At 37.1% G+C, this 15,782-nt stretch carries 16 protein-coding genes; 5 read left to right on the top strand and 11 right to left on the bottom strand.

The window, feature by feature from the left end; all coding sequences use genetic code 11:
• Window positions 1-18: 18 nt before the first annotated feature.
• From Ga0466249_RS05565 to Ga0466249_RS05545, 5 genes are all read right to left on the bottom strand, one after another.
• A complete protein-coding gene (locus Ga0466249_RS05565; protein WP_215828452.1) occupies window positions 19-807 on the bottom strand; it encodes an energy-coupling factor transporter transmembrane component T family protein in 789 nt (262 codons plus the stop codon).
• 26 nt (window positions 808-833) lie between these two features.
• A complete protein-coding gene (locus Ga0466249_RS05560) occupies window positions 834-1,424 on the bottom strand; it encodes a hypothetical protein (RefSeq protein WP_215828451.1) in 591 nt (196 codons plus the stop codon).
• Between the two features lie 17 nt (window positions 1,425-1,441).
• Complete coding sequence (locus tag Ga0466249_RS05555) at window positions 1,442-2,128, bottom strand: AroM family protein (protein ID WP_246588508.1); 687 nt, start codon at window positions 2,126-2,128, stop codon at window positions 1,442-1,444.
• Window positions 2,129-2,225: 97 nt separating this feature from the next.
• On the bottom strand, window positions 2,226-3,611 hold the full coding sequence (gene allB / locus Ga0466249_RS05550) for an allantoinase AllB (protein WP_215828449.1): 1,386 nt from the start codon (window positions 3,609-3,611) through the stop codon (window positions 2,226-2,228).
• Between the two features lie 34 nt (window positions 3,612-3,645).
• Window positions 3,646-4,818 carry a pyridoxal phosphate-dependent aminotransferase gene (locus Ga0466249_RS05545; RefSeq protein WP_215828448.1) on the bottom strand — a complete coding sequence of 391 codons (1,173 nt, stop codon included), beginning with the start codon at window positions 4,816-4,818 and terminating at the stop codon, window positions 3,646-3,648.
• A 216-nt stretch (window positions 4,819-5,034) separates the two neighbouring features.
• Between Ga0466249_RS05545 and Ga0466249_RS05540 the strand changes: the two genes are divergently transcribed.
• Window positions 5,035-5,934, top strand: a complete 900-nt coding sequence (locus tag Ga0466249_RS05540; RefSeq protein WP_215828447.1) for a LysR family transcriptional regulator — start codon at window positions 5,035-5,037, stop codon at window positions 5,932-5,934.
• Here the strand turns inward: Ga0466249_RS05540 and Ga0466249_RS05535 are convergent.
• The gene (locus Ga0466249_RS05535; RefSeq protein ID WP_215828446.1) at window positions 5,929-6,321 is read right to left on the bottom strand and encodes an aspartate/glutamate racemase family protein; all 393 of its coding nucleotides are present in this window, start codon (window positions 6,319-6,321) and stop codon (window positions 5,929-5,931) included. The two genes, Ga0466249_RS05540 and Ga0466249_RS05535, sit on opposite strands and share 6 nt — an antisense overlap.
• 85 nt (window positions 6,322-6,406) lie before the next feature.
• A complete protein-coding gene (locus tag Ga0466249_RS05530) occupies window positions 6,407-6,946 on the bottom strand; it encodes a CGNR zinc finger domain-containing protein (protein WP_312889717.1) in 540 nt (179 codons plus the stop codon).
• Between the two features lie 116 nt (window positions 6,947-7,062).
• On the opposite strand from Ga0466249_RS05530, the gene Ga0466249_RS05525 reads away from it, so the two are divergent.
• Window positions 7,063-7,977 (top strand): 4Fe-4S double cluster binding domain-containing protein, encoded by a 915-nt coding sequence (locus Ga0466249_RS05525; protein WP_215828445.1) that lies wholly within the window; start codon window positions 7,063-7,065, stop codon window positions 7,975-7,977.
• 34 nt (window positions 7,978-8,011) lie between these two features.
• Here the strand turns inward: Ga0466249_RS05525 and Ga0466249_RS05520 are convergent, their stop codons facing one another.
• From Ga0466249_RS05520 to Ga0466249_RS05510, 3 genes are all read right to left on the bottom strand, one after another.
• Window positions 8,012-8,980: a Gfo/Idh/MocA family protein gene (locus tag Ga0466249_RS05520; protein ID WP_215828444.1), complete on the bottom strand. Its 969-nt coding sequence runs from the start codon at window positions 8,978-8,980 to the stop codon at window positions 8,012-8,014.
• 72 nt (window positions 8,981-9,052) lie between these two features.
• On the bottom strand, window positions 9,053-9,676 hold the full coding sequence (locus Ga0466249_RS05515) for a LysE family translocator (protein ID WP_215828443.1): 624 nt from the start codon (window positions 9,674-9,676) through the stop codon (window positions 9,053-9,055).
• 516 nt (window positions 9,677-10,192) lie between these two features.
• Window positions 10,193-11,080, bottom strand: coding sequence for a LysR family transcriptional regulator (locus tag Ga0466249_RS05510; protein WP_215828442.1), 888 nt, complete (start codon window positions 11,078-11,080; stop codon window positions 10,193-10,195).
• Window positions 11,081-11,210: 130 nt separating this feature from the next.
• Here Ga0466249_RS05510 and Ga0466249_RS05505 point away from each other — a divergent pair, with 130 nt between their 5' ends.
• Window positions 11,211-12,485, top strand: coding sequence for an APC family permease (locus tag Ga0466249_RS05505; RefSeq protein ID WP_215828441.1), 1,275 nt, complete (start codon window positions 11,211-11,213; stop codon window positions 12,483-12,485).
• Window positions 12,486-12,588: 103 nt separating this feature from the next.
• Window positions 12,589-13,527, top strand: a complete 939-nt coding sequence (locus tag Ga0466249_RS05500; protein ID WP_281422578.1) for a Na/Pi cotransporter family protein — start codon at window positions 12,589-12,591, stop codon at window positions 13,525-13,527.
• 186 nt (window positions 13,528-13,713) lie between these two features.
• On the opposite strand, the gene Ga0466249_RS05495 is transcribed toward Ga0466249_RS05500, so the two are convergent.
• Complete coding sequence (locus tag Ga0466249_RS05495) at window positions 13,714-13,977, bottom strand: GlsB/YeaQ/YmgE family stress response membrane protein (RefSeq protein WP_215828440.1); 264 nt, start codon at window positions 13,975-13,977, stop codon at window positions 13,714-13,716.
• 489 nt (window positions 13,978-14,466) lie between these two features.
• On the opposite strand from Ga0466249_RS05495, the gene Ga0466249_RS05490 reads away from it, so the two are divergent.
• Window positions 14,467-15,630 carry an MFS transporter gene (locus Ga0466249_RS05490; protein WP_215828439.1) on the top strand — a complete coding sequence of 388 codons (1,164 nt, stop codon included), beginning with the start codon at window positions 14,467-14,469 and terminating at the stop codon, window positions 15,628-15,630.
• Window positions 15,631-15,782: the final 152 nt, after the last annotated feature.

The following is a 15,782-nucleotide window of genomic DNA, read 5'->3' as shown; positions in this document are numbered from 1 at the left end:
TCTTTTCACCGCCTTTTTTCATAAAATAGTAGATGTAATAATAAACGAAAAAGATGCTATGACGCTTAATACCATAACCGTTTTTTCACCGAGTGTTGCAGGCTTTAATTCCAAATAAAATGTTCTGTTGGTAATGCTGCCGAATGCCTTTAAGTCCATAGCCAAAGCAATAGAAGAAGAACGACGTAAACACATAATGATTAACGGTGTCATAAGCGGAATAATTTTAAAAGTCTTTACAATAAAATTACAACGATCGATATCATAACCGCGACATTTTTGTGCATTATTGATGGTACTGATTTCACTAATAATCAAAGGCAAAAACCGCAAAGCCAAGGTAAAAGCATAGGCATATTTAAATGGCATCCCCAAATCATACAGAGCGCGAGTCAATCTCATTGGATTCACAAGAGCAAAGAAAACCGTCATCGTTACTGCTAAAATAATGACACGAAGCATAATTGCAAGTCCTAAACTGACTCCTCTTTCAGACAAATGAACTGGATAGCCGCCAATCATGAAACTGACTATATCAGTCCCGCCTTGCGTCAATGCTTGAATTAAAGTGATAAAAAAACACAAGGGAATCACAAGACCAATGATTTTGATAATATTACCTGCCGGAATTCTTCCGGCCACTACGACAACTGCTAAAATTCCTAGCATGACTAAATAATTAGTTATATTTATCGTAGCAAAAGCTGCGAAAATTAAAGACAAACAACATACTCCGATTATTACCGGATGTTTTTCAGAAAGAGCCGTCTTTTGACCGGCCCTTGCTATAACAGCATAACTAGACATTATACAGCACCTTCTTCTCATTCAAATTATTCTTCAAAAAAACCTGCACCTTTTACTGTTTTTAACAAACCATAAAGCAGAAAAGGCGGAATCAATATCGTAATTACACCTTGAAAACTGTACATAGGAATTAATTTTTCCCAAGGTAATTTGAAATAAAAAATATGAAGAGGAATATAAGCTGCCGTAATCAAGAAAGTAGATAAAATGCTGTGAGCAAAACAATATTTTAAACTGACCGCATTTTTTACCAGTTTATTTGCCAATAATGCGGCAACTGCCTGCAAACCATTTGTAATAAAGAAAAAGGGAGCAATAGGGCTACTACCCGTCGCCGTGGAAATAAACGGATTAATTTCCGCAACAATCAACCCGGGAACAAGACCATACATTGCAGCCCCAAAACCGATGAGTGTAATAGAAATCACCCGACCGGAAACAGGAAATAGACCACCAAAAAACAGCGTGTCCAACCTTTCCCCAAATTGCATGAGAGCAATCATAGCCAGCGAAATCAACACGCCGCTGACAATTCCCTTTGTGTCAACACGACCAGGAACCGATTTAATAGACATTTTTGCTAAAGGAACATTATAGACTTCCATATCTTTTTCCACGTTCATCACCTCATTAATTATTTTGTTGACCCAGTCGCTACCAATAGATGCGAAATTAACATTCTCGAAACAAAAATCGGTTTTCTATAAAACACAGCCGCATTTTTCATAAAGTTCATATCAAAACCAAAACAATCGGCAATAATCGCCTGCGAATCCTGTACTATTGAATCATTTTCTATTACGTTAAACAAAGCCTGATGATCATTAAACGGACTTTCAACAATGACCTTAGCAACTCGGAACCCTCGCATAGACCATCTCTCGGCAGCTTCACTCGCTTGCCCTGGTGTCGGTACAATTACAGTTAATGAATCACCTGCCTTAAAAATACTCGCCACGCTATGCGCCAGAATCGTATTAGGTAAAAGCAAGGGAACTGAACTTTCCAACTTTGAAAAATCACCTGTACATAAAATCACAATCCACTCGGCCCCAGCTTTTATTGCCTTTTGAATTGCTAATTGCATATATGGCATGAGTTTGCCATGAGATACATATGCGGATTGACCTGTTCTTAATTTAACAATTAAATCGGATTCGCCAGGAATTGGAGCAATTCTTTGAATTTCTTCTATTGATAAGTCATCTAAAGCACCAATGTCGAGAATATGAAATGTATCACCACAGATTTTTTTAAAATCACCAATCACATCCTGTCGCGGCGACTGCCCGATAGAAAGAAACGCTACAGTCTTTTTCATTTGCAAACGATTGTCCCCTTTACTTCGTTTTATATTCAATATATATAGTCAAAAAGACTTCACTATCAAAATAGCGAAGTCTTCGTTGACTTACTAATTATCTATGAGGAGAAACTAACTGTCCCCAAGCCTTATTCTCTTCGGAAACCACACCATCTTTCATGACAACCTTGCCTCGAATAACCGTCATAGTAGGTAAACCAGTTAATGTCCAACCATCATAGACTCTGGCAATATCTGATGATTTAGAATAACCTTTTTTTCGATCAACAACAAATTCTTTCTCTAAATCTACCATGACAAAATCAGCATCTGCCCCAACTTGAATCGCACCTTTTTGTGGATATAAGCCAAAGATTTTTGCCGGATTGGTACTGATCAGTTCAATTACTCTTTGTAAGGTTAGCTTCCCTTGTTTCACCGCTGTTAACATAAGTGGAAGCCGCAAATCAATACCAGGAAAGCCTGCTGGAGCAACAAAAATATCTTTATAGCCAGTTTCTTTTTCCGCCGTCAAAAATGGCCCATGATCACTACCAATCGTATCTACCGTGCCATCTTGCACATATTTCCATAATTCGTCAACAATTTCTTGTTTTCTTAGCGGCGGATTACATTTGGCAAAAGGACCAAACTCCTCTAATGCTTCTTCATTTAAGAATAAATAATGCGGACAAGTTTCTAAATATACTTCCCGGCCACGGGCTTTAGCCTGTTTTACCAATTCGGCAGCCGCCCCTGTAGAAATATGACACAATTGTACCCGAGTTCCTATTGTCTCTGCTAAACAAAGCACTTTAGCTACCGACTCAATTTCAGATATCGGCGGACGGGATTCGGCATGATCGACCCCCTTCACCTTCCCTTGAGCCCGAAGCCTTTGGATTTGATCCGCAATAATATCATTATTTTCGGCGTGAATCGCTAATATTTTACCTGTTTTAGCAACCTCTTGGAATCCAGTATAAATTTTAGCATCATTAGACATGGTTAAACCTTCAAACTCTTTATCACGGCCTTCGGGCGGTTCGTGGAAAAACGTTTTAAAGGCAATAATGTCCTCTTGGGCAACTTTTGAAATTTCTTCTAGCTTATCAGCGCCTGCAGCACCGAAAAAAGCAAAATCAACTAAAGATTGGCGATTGGCAATTTCAATTCTTCTTTTGAGTAATTCCGGTGAATAAGGTGGGGGACAAGAAATTGGATGTTCACATACAGTAGTAACACCCCCTGCTGCTGCTGCCATACTACCTGTCATAAAAGTTTCCCGTTCATTTTTGCTTGGATCCCGAAAATGAACGTGTGGATCAACACCACCTGGTAAAAGATGCTGTCCATGACCGTCAATCATTTCTTTGGCTTGCGGCAAAAAATCATCAGAAGCTATTGCAATAATTTTGCCATCTTTTACGGCGACTCCAGAATCAATCACCCCCTGCTCGGTATATAATCGAATATTTTTAAATACTAAGTCTGCTATCATGATCCCATCTTCCTCTCCCAATGAACTCCATATATTAAATTGTAACAATAAACTTTTGTAACCGATTTAACGCTTCTTCTAATGACTCATAAGAACTGGCATAAGATAATCGTAAATATCCCTCGCCACTTGTTCCAAAGGCACTCCCTGGTACCATAGCCACACCCGTCTTTTCTAAGATAAGCTGTGCTGCTTTCACCGAGCTTATCCCCAAAGCCTTGCTATCAAAAAATAAATAAAAAGCTCCAGGCGGCGTATGACATTTAAACGGTAACATTGCATTAATGCCAGCAACGACTAAATCACGACGGCGTTTCAATTCATCTCGCATCAACCAAACCATATCTTGTGGACCTTCCAGGGCTGCTATAGCACCAAATTGTGCAAAAGTATTGGCACAAGTAGTGGTATATTGATGCACTCGAATCATACCACTTACAATTTCCGATGGAGCAGCAATATACCCAAGTCGCCAACCATCCATTGCATAAGCTTTCGAAAAACCATTCAATACAATGGTTCTTTCCAACATTCCCGGCAAGGAAGCGATGCTGATATGTTCTTGTTCGCCATAGTTTAGATATTCATAGATTTCATCAGACAAGACCAGAAGATTGTTCTCTACAGCCAACCGAGCAATATCAGCTAAGGTTTTTTCTGAAAATATGGTTCCAGTAGGATTGTTTGGTGTATTAATCACAATCATTTTTGTTTTATTTGTAAGAACTTTTTTAAAATCGTCTACTGTTACTTGAAAATAATTTTCGGATTTCAATTGAACAACAACTGGAACTGCGCCGGCAAGTTTAGCACAGTAACGATAGTGAGCCCAAGCCGGTTCCACAATAATCACTTCATCGCCCGGATTCAGATTTGCCATCATGCTTAAAGCGACACCTTCATTAGCACCAATGGTTACAATAACTTGTGACTCTTGATAAGTTAAGCCATTCTTTTCATATAACTTCTTTACAATGGCCGACCGCAAACGTTCCAATCCATAATTAGATGTGTAATGAACCTGACCACTCTGCAATGCTTTAACAGCGGCCTCCTTAATATGAACAGGCGTATCAAAATCCGGTCTGCCAACACAAAGATTAATAATATTCTTACCCTGTTTGCTAAGTTCTGCAACTTGCTCAAACACCTTACGTATGCCGGAAAAAGGAATTTCATCCATTCTTTTTGCTAATTTATACTCCAAGCTCTTCACCTCACAATAAATAAAAAGCGCCTCAAGGAAAATTCCTCAAAGCGCCATTGCTTTAAAATCAATTACTTTTTATGAACTTCAAATTACTTTGAATATGAATTAAGTATATCCCTTCCTTGTTATGGTGTCAAATGATATAATAACATATATATTATGATTTTTATTCATATCTTGATTTTGAAAAATATGATTAGATAAGGTGAGCACATGAATAGCAAAGAATTACAGTATATTATAGAAATATCAGAAGAACAAAGTATATCCAATGCCGCAAAAAAGCTATTTGTTTCCCAATCTACACTTAGCCACTCCCTAAATAAAATTGAAGAAAAACTTGGTACACCATTATTTGACCGATCAACAATTCCATTAAAGCTCACTTATGCCGGAAAATTATTCGTAGATACAGCGCAAAAAATAGTAACACTCAATAAAGAATTGTATCAACAAATTCAAGATGTGGCTGATTTTAAGCGCGGCTCCTTTACCATTGGCGTAACCCATCTAGCCGAACGTTATTACTTACCATTGGTATTGCCACATTTCCGCAAAAAATATCCTGGAATTGATATCATCATTAAAGTGGCTAGTTTAGCCAAATTAGAAATATTACTTCTAAAACGCATGGTTGACTTTTCCATTATTATCCCCTTTGCGAATCCTGATATCGAATACAAACCCATTTTTAAAATGGACATTCTCCTAGCTATCCCTATTGATCACCCTTTAAACAAGAAAAATCATTATGCTGGTCACCAATATCCGGAACTAGATTTAAAAGAACTGGCAAATGAAGAATTTATCATTTTACAACAGGGCCGAAAGTTAAGAGAAACTGCCATCACCGCCTGCAAAGCTGCTGGTTTTACTCCCAAGATTGCTTTAGAAGTTTCGAATTTAGATACAGCTCATGCATTAGTCGCGGAAGGCTATGGTGTAACCTTTTTACTTGACGTCATTACCTATAATGCACCAAGAAAAGATAGAGTCGCTTACTTTCGAATAAAAAACTCTCAACTTCACCAAACCTTTTGCTTAGGCCATTTAAAAAATAAATATCTACCAAAGGTCGTTGATGAATTTCTCAATGCAAAAAAGATTTTATAAGGCACAGGAAAAATCAGAGCCCTCTTTATCAAAAAAATGTATCCTCGTAACTTCTGCAATATGTAAAAACGGAAGTCCGGCAGCCGCTTTTATTCTTGATGCTACTAAATGCATGGTATTTGTAGCAAGGATTATGAAATCAGCTCCGCCAGCTTTGAGTGATAACGCCGCTTCGGCAAGAATTTCGCCGGCTTTTTCCCAATTGCCGTTTTGATGAACGTCTTTTATATCCTGATATTGAACATTGTATAAGATACACTTCGCACTGTGATAACCACCGAGTTTTTGATTTATATACCTGTTTAATTCGAGATAGTACGTTACTGAAGATTCCCAACTCATCCCACCAATAATTCCAATTGTTTTCATTGAAACACTCATTTTCATCGCACTCCACTAAATAATTTAGTAAATATAATTTGCTATTAACTTCACTACATCACTTCTTCGCATAAAATTACTATTACCCCGTTCAATCATTTTTTTGCTTAGCCCGAAATTTTCTCACCTTCATCAAACTCGCACATTTATCATCGCACCATCGTTTGGTGCGACTTTTAGTTTCATCATAAAAAAACCATTTACAATCTGGATTCTCGCAAATTTTAATGCGTTTGTTATCACCATATTCAATTAATTCAACAAAAGAAGCAGTTATTTCAACTATAATCCAGTTCCAATCAAAAGATAACGGCTGTATTGTTATTCGGAATCCATGTTCCCCTTGTTCCATCGTCCTTCGGAAAGTTGATATTGTTAGATAGTGATTTATTCTTTCGATAGCCTCTAACGCTATTGAATTCTCTCTAGTATAATCCTCTAGGACTTTTGCTAGAAATGTACGCAATTCTAATAACTCCTCTATTGTCTCTACTGAAGGAGTTATTTCTACATGCAACTGACGTATTTCGAAGAATTTCTTAAGCAACGTGGGGTCCACTAATATCTCCTTATTAAATTTGTGAGTAAGATACCATCGCGTATTTAAAAAGTCCAGACAGAGTTTTTTCACTATTGTAACTCCTTATATAGTTATTGACGGTTACATGTCAAGGCGTTATACTCATTATAACATCGTAACTGTCATTATTAAAAATGGAAGTTACATTTTATTTAGGAGGAATTTGCATGAATCTACTGGAAAAAACATTATTTACAAAACTAGAGCAAAATGGCTGCAAAGGAACAACCGTGCCTATCCGTTATCTTTATAATCTACAGCAGGAAATGGTAGAGTTAAATCAATCTAAGATTCTAAATAATGATCTTATATACAAATATTTGAACGGATTTCAATATGAATACTCTACTGTACTAACAAATGCACAATCCATCATCGTCGTGGCAGTACCACAGCCGATTACGATACTTCGCTTTACATGGCGAGAAAAAAAGCAACAAATCGCTGTGCCACCAACCTACATATATACGGAATCAGAAAAACTTGTATCACATATCGTTGAAAGTGAGTTAAAAAGAAAAAATTTTTCCATGGTTCGCGCAAAAATCCCGTTGAAACTCCTTTCAGTTAGAAGTGGACTCAGTCAATACGGTAGAAACAACATTTCCTACATTAACGGTATGGGAAGCTTCTATCGACTAATCGCTTTAGCAACAGATATGCCAAGCAACTCTAATACCTGGCAAGACATACAAAGAATGCCGGACTGTCAGAACTGCAGGGCTTGTTTAAATAGTTGCCCTACAAACTGTATTGACACAAATAGAAATATTATCCATGCAACAAAATGTCTTACATATATCAATGAATCTTCTGAACCATTCCCTGATTGGATCAACAATAACTGGCATAACGCTTTAGTAGGATGTATGCGTTGTCAGCTAGCATGCCCTCAAAATAGGGATTACAAGCTAATAAGAAATTTTGAAGAGACTTTGACTGAATCCGATATAGATGTACTACTAAACGAAGATGATTTTACAAAATTTCCAAAAGCTACCCGTAACACGCTAGAAAAATCGAATCTAACTGATTATGAACCCACTATTCTCCAAAGAAATCTTAGAGCATTACTCTTATGAATACATCTATTTCCCAGCAATAGTAATAACCACTTTATTCAAACGGATATTTTATTCCCCATTGATTTCGAACTTCATCCATTATATTCAGGACGTCCATGGATAATCCCAATTCGTCTGCATTGCTTGCATGCAAAATACTGTTATTCATATCTTCAACTTCATATGCTAATGCTTTTGAAGCTTCGCCGACTTCTATAACTTCTACTTTTCCATCCAGATAATTAATAATAGCTTTAGATGCTCTTGGAAAATCGTCTACAGTTATAAATCCTAATTCGCCTGCTATAATACCCCGCTTTGGCATTTTTGCTCTCATGGTTAGCGAAATTACCGCCATTTCATCTGCAGAATTTTTCAGTATTATACCTGATTGCTCGTCTACCCCCGTCTCAAATTGTTTCACAGTAGTCAATACTTGATTGGGTTGATTAGAAAGAAAATATCTAGTAAAAGACAGCGCGTAAGTTCCTATATCAAGAAGCGCACCTCCCGCTAACTCCTTACTAAAAAAACGATTAGTAACATCATATTCTTTGTGGCTTCCAAAGGATACCTGAATCATTTTAAGCTTTCCAATTTGTCCAGAGCGAACAATCTGACGTAATTTTTTATATAGTGGCATATGATAAACAGTCATAGCCTCTGCAACTATCAAGTTTTTCTGCTTTGCTAAATTAACAATTTCCCTTAATTGCTTACTATTTACAGTAATTGCTTTTTCACATAATACATGTTTATTATTTTTAAGACTCTCTATTATATACTCATAATGATTACTGTGCGGCGTTGATATATATACTACATCAATTTTATCATCCTTTAACATTTCTTGGCAGTCACCATAAATTTTTTCAATATTATATTTATTTGCAAATTTCTTTGCCTGTTCAAACTTTCTTGCTCCTACAGCATATATACTATGATTAACTTCCAGGATAGCTTTTGCAAAATCCGCTGCAACTGTCCCGGGTCCTAATATTGCCCATTTGATGTGATTCATATTTCCTCCTCATAGCTTAATTTTAACAAAGATCAGCTATTTATTTTGTCTGCTTAGTCCAAGCGGATTCCCTTATCGTTCAACTGTTAAAATTTTTACCCCCAAAAGTAAATAAATTCCACCACATACTTTGTTCATAATAGTCACCCTATTTCCCTGCCGGAGAAAATTTGTCAAACCAGCTGAGAAAAAGGCGAGTATTAAGCACCAAAGAGTACCGGTTGTTACGAAAGTTATTCCAAGGAGTATAAAAGGTAAGATACCATAGCTATTTTCTAAGATGATAAACTGAGGAAGAAAAGACAAAAAAAACAAAGCAACCTTAGGATTCAGTACATTGGTTAGAAGCCCCTGCAAATAAATATTTTGATTAGACATGACTTTTACATTAGGTGAAGCTAGCGTACTGTTTTTTGCAAGCAAAGTCGTAACGCCTAAATAGGCAAGATAGAAAGCACCAGCTAACTTGACAATGGTAAATGCAAAATAAGATTGAGCTAGGATGACAGATAGTCCTAATGCTGCAAGCAAGGTGTGAACTAAACCGCCTGAACTAATACCTAATGCAGAATAAATACCCGCCCTACGACCTTGTGATATGCTACGACTCAAAACATATATAGTGTCTGGCCCAGGAGTTAGGTTAAGGATGATACCCGCAAGTAAGAATATTTCATAATGAACTATTCCAAACATGGTCATTCCTCCCTTATCACTTCTTTATTACTTATTCTATGAGCAATAGGAAATACGACATGAATAGATCACAGTTAAAATTAGACTATTTCCTCCAGCATATTCATTGACTATATTAAATGTATTATTAATAGATTCTTGATTAAAATACATTGTTAACCCTTCAAGGTCTTTTTCATTATACGATATTGTCCGAGTTAGACACGTTCCCTGCGCGGTTATGGATACTTTTGTTTCAATTCTATTACTCATAAATACCTCTGCTTCCAAGCTACGACATTATATACTGCATTTTTACCAATTATCCTGCACTACATTTCAAAAAATATATATCATGGTAGAAAAGAACGTAGCAATTTGCGTCCAACATCTCCCGAAGAACAAGCCTTAAATTTATATCGGTATTGCTGAGTAAAAAGACCAGAAGCATCTCAATAATCTGAGATAGTTCTGGCCTTTTCAATTTTATCTAGAACAAAAAAAGGTTGCTTTATGATATGGATATAATATTTATCATCATTTTTCTATCCTAGCTAATATTAAATGTTCCAGGGCGACTAAAGGTGGTGACAACCATTTATCACGGTGAAAAAGCATCTGGGCTTGAATTGGAATATCTGGACCATTCCAATTCAGACTAACCAGTTCGCCACGTTTTAGCTCTTCTGCTACGACAATTTCAGGTAACAGGGACACACCTAGATCATTTTTAACGCATTGTTTAATCGATTCAAGACTGCCAAACTCCAAAATTGTATTAGCCTTTACCTGCTCCTTCTCCAACAAACATTTCAAATCTATCGGATATCCACAATACCCTTCCGGTAAAAGAAGTGTTTCACCAGTGAGATCTTGCGGTTCTACTATGGGCGAAGCCGATAGTTTATGATCCGGTGATGCAATAAATACAGTTTCTCCACGAAACAACGTATTTTGTCGCAATTGCTTCTGTCCCGATTCGTCGTTAAGGCCGAAAGCAACGTCAATAATATCTTGCTGCAACCACTGCGGAAAATCAACACAATTACCAACTTTAATATTTATTTGGACGTTAGGATGAAGTATTCTATACTCTTTCAACAATGGTGGCAGCCAAAATGCACAAAGTGTCTCTGCAGCTCCTACCATTATGGAGCCCGAAAGTATTTCATCGTTACTGAATAAGCTTTTGAGTTCTTTGGAATCCCTTACCATGCGTTCAGCAAAAGGTAAAAGCGTCTTTCCCTGTTCCGTCAAAAATACTTTTCTGCCAATTCTTTCAAAAAGTTGTGCACCAAGATATTCCTCAAGACTATGAATTTGCTCTGATATAGTCGACTGAGAATAATTGAGATTCCGGGCGGCTTCTCCAAAATTCAGCAGCCGTGCAGCAACAATGAAGGATTCTAATTGCTTTATATACACATCATCACATCCATCGGAATAATCGATTGTTTCATTCTAAATAATCGTCTTATCAAAATATTACATTCATGATAAGATATATTTAACTTTTTTGCAATAACAATTTTGATTTACAAAAGGAGGATAAATTATGCGACAGCAAGTTGAGCTTAGGAAAAGTATTACCTGGATTCAAGGGTCAGCTTTGACAATTGGAGCTGTCCTTGGAGCCGGTATTCTAGTCCTTCCGGCTATAACAGCCACCATGGCTGGTCCGGCGTCACTCATTAGTTGGATTTTGATGGGACTTCTTTCGTTGCCAATGGTTATCGTCATTGCATTAATGTCATCGCGATTTCCCGATTCGGGAGGAATCGCCACCTATGTGCGTCAAGGATTTGGTAACAAAGCCAGTCACATTACCGGAGTCCTCATGCTGACAGCCATGCCTTTTGGTATGCCTGTTACTGCATTAATAGGTGCCCATTATCTTGGAAGCGTTTTGGGTTGGTCGTCAGCAGGCATACATATTGCTGCCGCAGGACTTTTAATGATTGCTATTATACTTAACTATAGAGGTATTGAACTATCTGGTCATACACAAGTTTTTGTTGTTTCCTCTATCCTCTTTATTCTCACCATAGCTATTTGCTCAGCTATTCCTAACATTCATTTTTCAGCATTTACACCGTTACTTCCTCATGGATGGTTCCCGGTAGGTCAAGCAATGTCTCTTTTATTCTTCGCGTTTATTGGTTGGGAAATGATTGGAAATTTAGCTGAAGAATTTAAGAATCCCTTGAAAGATATTCCCTTAAGTCTAGGGGTTTCCGTATTACTAGTCAATGTATTATATTTAGCTGTAGCTTTCGTTACAGTAGGAACCAATGTTTACCAGTCCCAAGCACCTCTCACCTCAATGATAACACTTGTAGCATATCGTTGGGGAAATATAGCAGGAATCTTAGTAGCATTCTTAGGGTTCATCGTATGCTACTGTCCTGTTCATACTTTCATCGCAGGTTTTTCTCGCCTTGTATATGCACAAGCACGTGATGGAATTTTTCCTAAACAATTCGGTCGATTACATACACGTTTTCAGACTCCTTACATAGCGTTACTTGTGTTTGCACCGATTTATTTAATCACTCTTTTATTAAGTTATAATCTTTCCTTGAATCTAAAATCATTGATCAATATTCCCTGTGCAAACTTTCTTGCCGTATACACGCTTGGAATGATAGCCTCAGCTCGTGTTCTCCCTAGCAAATTAGGTAAGGTACTCGCCTGGATTAGTGCCCTTATGTCAGGCATCATATTTCTATTTTCAGGATGGTTTACACTTTTCCCTATAGTCGTATCACTGTTGGTTATCTGCCAACAGCGCCGGAGCAAAAATAAACAGACGGCGACGATGAACAACTGACATACTACGACTTACCAACAAGATTAGGTTTAAATAATTACGCCCTGCTGAGTGGAATGTTTTGGTTTTATTGCTTTAGGAAAATGCATATTTTAGTATAAGAATGGAGGTGGGGCTAATTCTGTATGCTATTATATTAATTCTAGCAGGTATTGGCTCGTTAATATGTGGATTACTTTGTATGCGTTTTGGTCTAAAACAAATACTTTCAAATAAAATAAGATACTTTTTTACACAAATAACAGTAACTCCATGGCGCGGATTTATTGTTGGTATACTAACTTCAGCTCTTCTGCAGAGCAGTACAGCAGTATCACTCATAACAATTGGGTTGGTTAGTGCCAATTATTTAACCTTCTATCAGAGTCTGGGCATAATTCTAGGTGCTAATGTCGGTACGTGCACTACCGTTCAATTGATGGCTTTATCCATTTCAAAAAGTTACCTTGTTCCCTTGTTGGTCCTCTGTATAATAGTGATGCTTATCGTCAAAAAGTTACGATATCCGGCAATAGCTATAGCAGGATTAATTTTCATGTTTCTGGGGCTAAATATTTTATCAAGTGCAGTTAATGAAATTTCGCAAATTGATAGCATCGTTCAGAATCTATTAGCTGCCAAATACAATCCTATGTATGGGATCATCGGAGGAATAATAATCACTCTCTTATTTCAATCAAGTAGCGCAGCAACTGGAGTACTAATAGTTTTCGCTGAAAAAGGTCTAATAGACCTGACAACTGCAGCCTATGTTGTTTATGGAAATAACATAGGTTCTTGCATATCTTCAGTTATAGTTGGCGCGACTTCCCCCCTCGCTGCAAAACGGGTAGCAGTTGCACATATTATGCTAAATATTTTGGGCGTCTTAGTATTTTTACCCATTACCAATTTATTAACAACTTCTATATCTTATATAGCTTCGGATTTTGCCGGGCAAATTGCGCTTATACACACAGTTTTTAACATCCTATGCTCGCTAATTGTTATGCCCCTTATAAAACAATATGCAAATTTAATTATTTTCTTAGTTTCAAAATAAAATCATAATTACAACTGTATTCAGCTAAAAACAAAACTAGCATCGTATAAAAAGCGATGCTAGTTTGCGTAATACTTAAAACCTGTATTATTGATGACCGTGACGAAACCAGTTTGTAGGTCCTTTTTTATAGTTGCATTTGGCTATTTGTTAGGATGTTTAGGACTTCCTTTCGTTAAATAAAATTCACTCTTCTTTCTTATGTGCTGCAGGTGCAGTATGAAAAAACATTCGTATAGCCCACAAAAGTATAATAGCCCCTACAGTACTTGAAATGATTGATCCAATAGTACCATACACGGCGATACCCATAAATTTAAATGCATAGCCACCAATGAAAGAACCTACAACACCTGTTATAAGGTCGCCCCAAATCCCAAAACCGCCTCCACGTGAAATCAAGCCAGCTAACCAACCAGCAACTATTCCAATGAATAAAAACCAAAGCATTTTTTTACACCTCCTTGTAATATTATTCCCAATAAAATCATTTTTATTGGGAACAAAACAAAAAAAATCATGGATGGCGATAAGTCGGCAATGAACAATTACGGGACCTCTGCGCCCGATTTTCACTATAATAGAAAAATAATAGCACTTGATAAAGTGTAAAATGATGGTACAATTGTTATTAAATATAATATATTCATTTATGTGAGCAAAGACGCCCAAAACACTATTGTTGTTTTATGCGTCTTTTTATGTTTAGAGGAGATTTCACAAAGTAACATCTCCCTACCCAGAAAGATTGTCTGTTTTAAATTATATCTTAGCAGTCATCTTTTGGAAAGAGCACAACAAGGAGGTCTATTATGTTAAACATTGAATCAGAGATCAAAATTATGGACATCTGCACATTGAAACGGCTCCCACCACCTCAACCTGTAAGCAACATCAACTCTGAGTACAATCTTTTTAAAACAAAGGAGACTGATATGCATGCTTCAGGACAAAGCCCTCATGGGAGTGATTCTGGCGGTATTTTTAATGATGATTGGAGTGGGTATGATCGTTGCGATACTCCCACAACGAATCGTCAACTTGGATGGTAACGGACAATCGGTTGGATATCTAGCATCAGCCTTTGCCTTTTCGTATATACTTTTCCAAATTCCTATCGGCAATTTGTCAGATAGGTTAGGCTTCAAGCCGTTTCTTCTTTTGGGTTATTCTTTATGTTGTATAGCTGGATTGGCGTTTTTCTTTGCACCTAACTCCAGCATGATTTTTTTTGCTCGGGTTCTTCAAGGAATTGGCGAAGCACCGATTTGGGCATTAGCCCCAGCATTGTTATCACTAAAATTCCCTTTATCCAAAGGGAAAGTAATGGGTTTGTATAATGCTGCTATCCATTTTGGCCTTACTTTAGGGCCACTTCTTGGCGTAGTATTAGCAAATTTATTAGATAGCAAAGAAATCTTTCTAGTTTACTCTGTTAATTGTTTATCGGGTGTAATTGTAATTTATTTTTTGCTGGAAACTATCGCAAAAAAAGAGATAGAAACAATAACTCCGTTAACTTTACAAGACATACTGAAACTAGTAAAACAACAACAGACGTTAATCGCCTTGCTTGGAATTACCATTTACGGGGCGGGATATGGTATCTTTCTCACAACAATCCCTGCATTTTTATTGCAAGAAAAAGCTTTTAGTGCATTTGACATTGGAATATTTTTTTCGTTGTTTTATGCAGCTATAAGCCTTTCGCAAGTTATCACCGGTCCCTTATCAGATAAATTCGGTCAAAGTATATTTATGATTTTAGGATTGTTTATCGCTGCTATTGGAATAGCGATCACACCAGCCTTTGAATTTCCGCTAATTTTTTTGGTGCTCACAATAGGGAGTTTGGGAATGGGCATTTTTTACCTTGCCTCTATGGCCTTTTTGAATGAAAGTACCCCCAACTCATTGAAGGGTACTATTTCGGGAGCGTATTATCTTTTTTGGGGTGCTGGTATGTTTTTCGGTCCTCCGATTATAACTCAAATAGCAACCTCTATCAGTTTTCAGACGTCAATGACTTGTTATTCTCTCCTCATGCTTTTAGTCGCAATTGTAATGTTGAAAATGTGGGGATGGAAAACAGCGATTAAATAGCTTTATAAGCCAACCATAGCAGCGAAGTTTCATCTGAGTATTACTAAAAGGAAACCCCTAAATTCAAGGGTTTCCTTTTACATGTCATTAACTTCATTACATGCCACGCTGCTTAATCAAACCGCGAGCCATCCGAATAATTTGACCAATGT

The sequence above is a fragment of the Pelorhabdus rhamnosifermentans genome (assembly GCF_018835585.1).
GTDB lineage: Bacteria > Bacillota > Negativicutes > UMGS1260 > UMGS1260 > Pelorhabdus > Pelorhabdus rhamnosifermentans.
This window is presented reverse-complemented; position numbering and strand designations above follow the sequence as displayed.

Bases quoted from the DNA above. Each gene is read 5' to 3' on its own strand.
- Ga0466249_RS05565 (WP_215828452.1), bottom strand. From the start codon at position 807: ATGTCTAGTTATGCTGTTATAGCAAGGGCCGGTCAAAAGACGGCTCTT.
- Ga0466249_RS05555 (WP_246588508.1), bottom strand. From the start codon at position 2,128: ATGAAAAAGACTGTAGCGTTTCTTTCTATCGGGCAGTCGCCGCGACAG.
- allB (WP_215828449.1), bottom strand. From the start codon at position 3,611: ATGATAGCAGACTTAGTATTTAAAAATATTCGATTATATACCGAGCAG.
- Ga0466249_RS05540 (WP_215828447.1), top strand. From the start codon at position 5,035: ATGAATAGCAAAGAATTACAGTATATTATAGAAATATCAGAAGAACAA.
- Ga0466249_RS05535 (WP_215828446.1), bottom strand. From the start codon at position 6,321: ATGAAAATGAGTGTTTCAATGAAAACAATTGGAATTATTGGTGGGATG.
- Ga0466249_RS05525 (WP_215828445.1), top strand. From the start codon at position 7,063: ATGAATCTACTGGAAAAAACATTATTTACAAAACTAGAGCAAAATGGC.
- Ga0466249_RS05520 (WP_215828444.1), bottom strand. From the start codon at position 8,980: ATGAATCACATCAAATGGGCAATATTAGGACCCGGGACAGTTGCAGCG.
- Ga0466249_RS05515 (WP_215828443.1), bottom strand. From the start codon at position 9,676: ATGTTTGGAATAGTTCATTATGAAATATTCTTACTTGCGGGTATCATC.
- Ga0466249_RS05505 (WP_215828441.1), top strand. From the start codon at position 11,211: ATGCGACAGCAAGTTGAGCTTAGGAAAAGTATTACCTGGATTCAAGGG.
- Ga0466249_RS05500 (WP_281422578.1), top strand. From the start codon at position 12,589: ATGGAGGTGGGGCTAATTCTGTATGCTATTATATTAATTCTAGCAGGT.
- Ga0466249_RS05495 (WP_215828440.1), bottom strand. From the start codon at position 13,977: ATGCTTTGGTTTTTATTCATTGGAATAGTTGCTGGTTGGTTAGCTGGC.
- Ga0466249_RS05490 (WP_215828439.1), top strand. From the start codon at position 14,467: ATGCTTCAGGACAAAGCCCTCATGGGAGTGATTCTGGCGGTATTTTTA.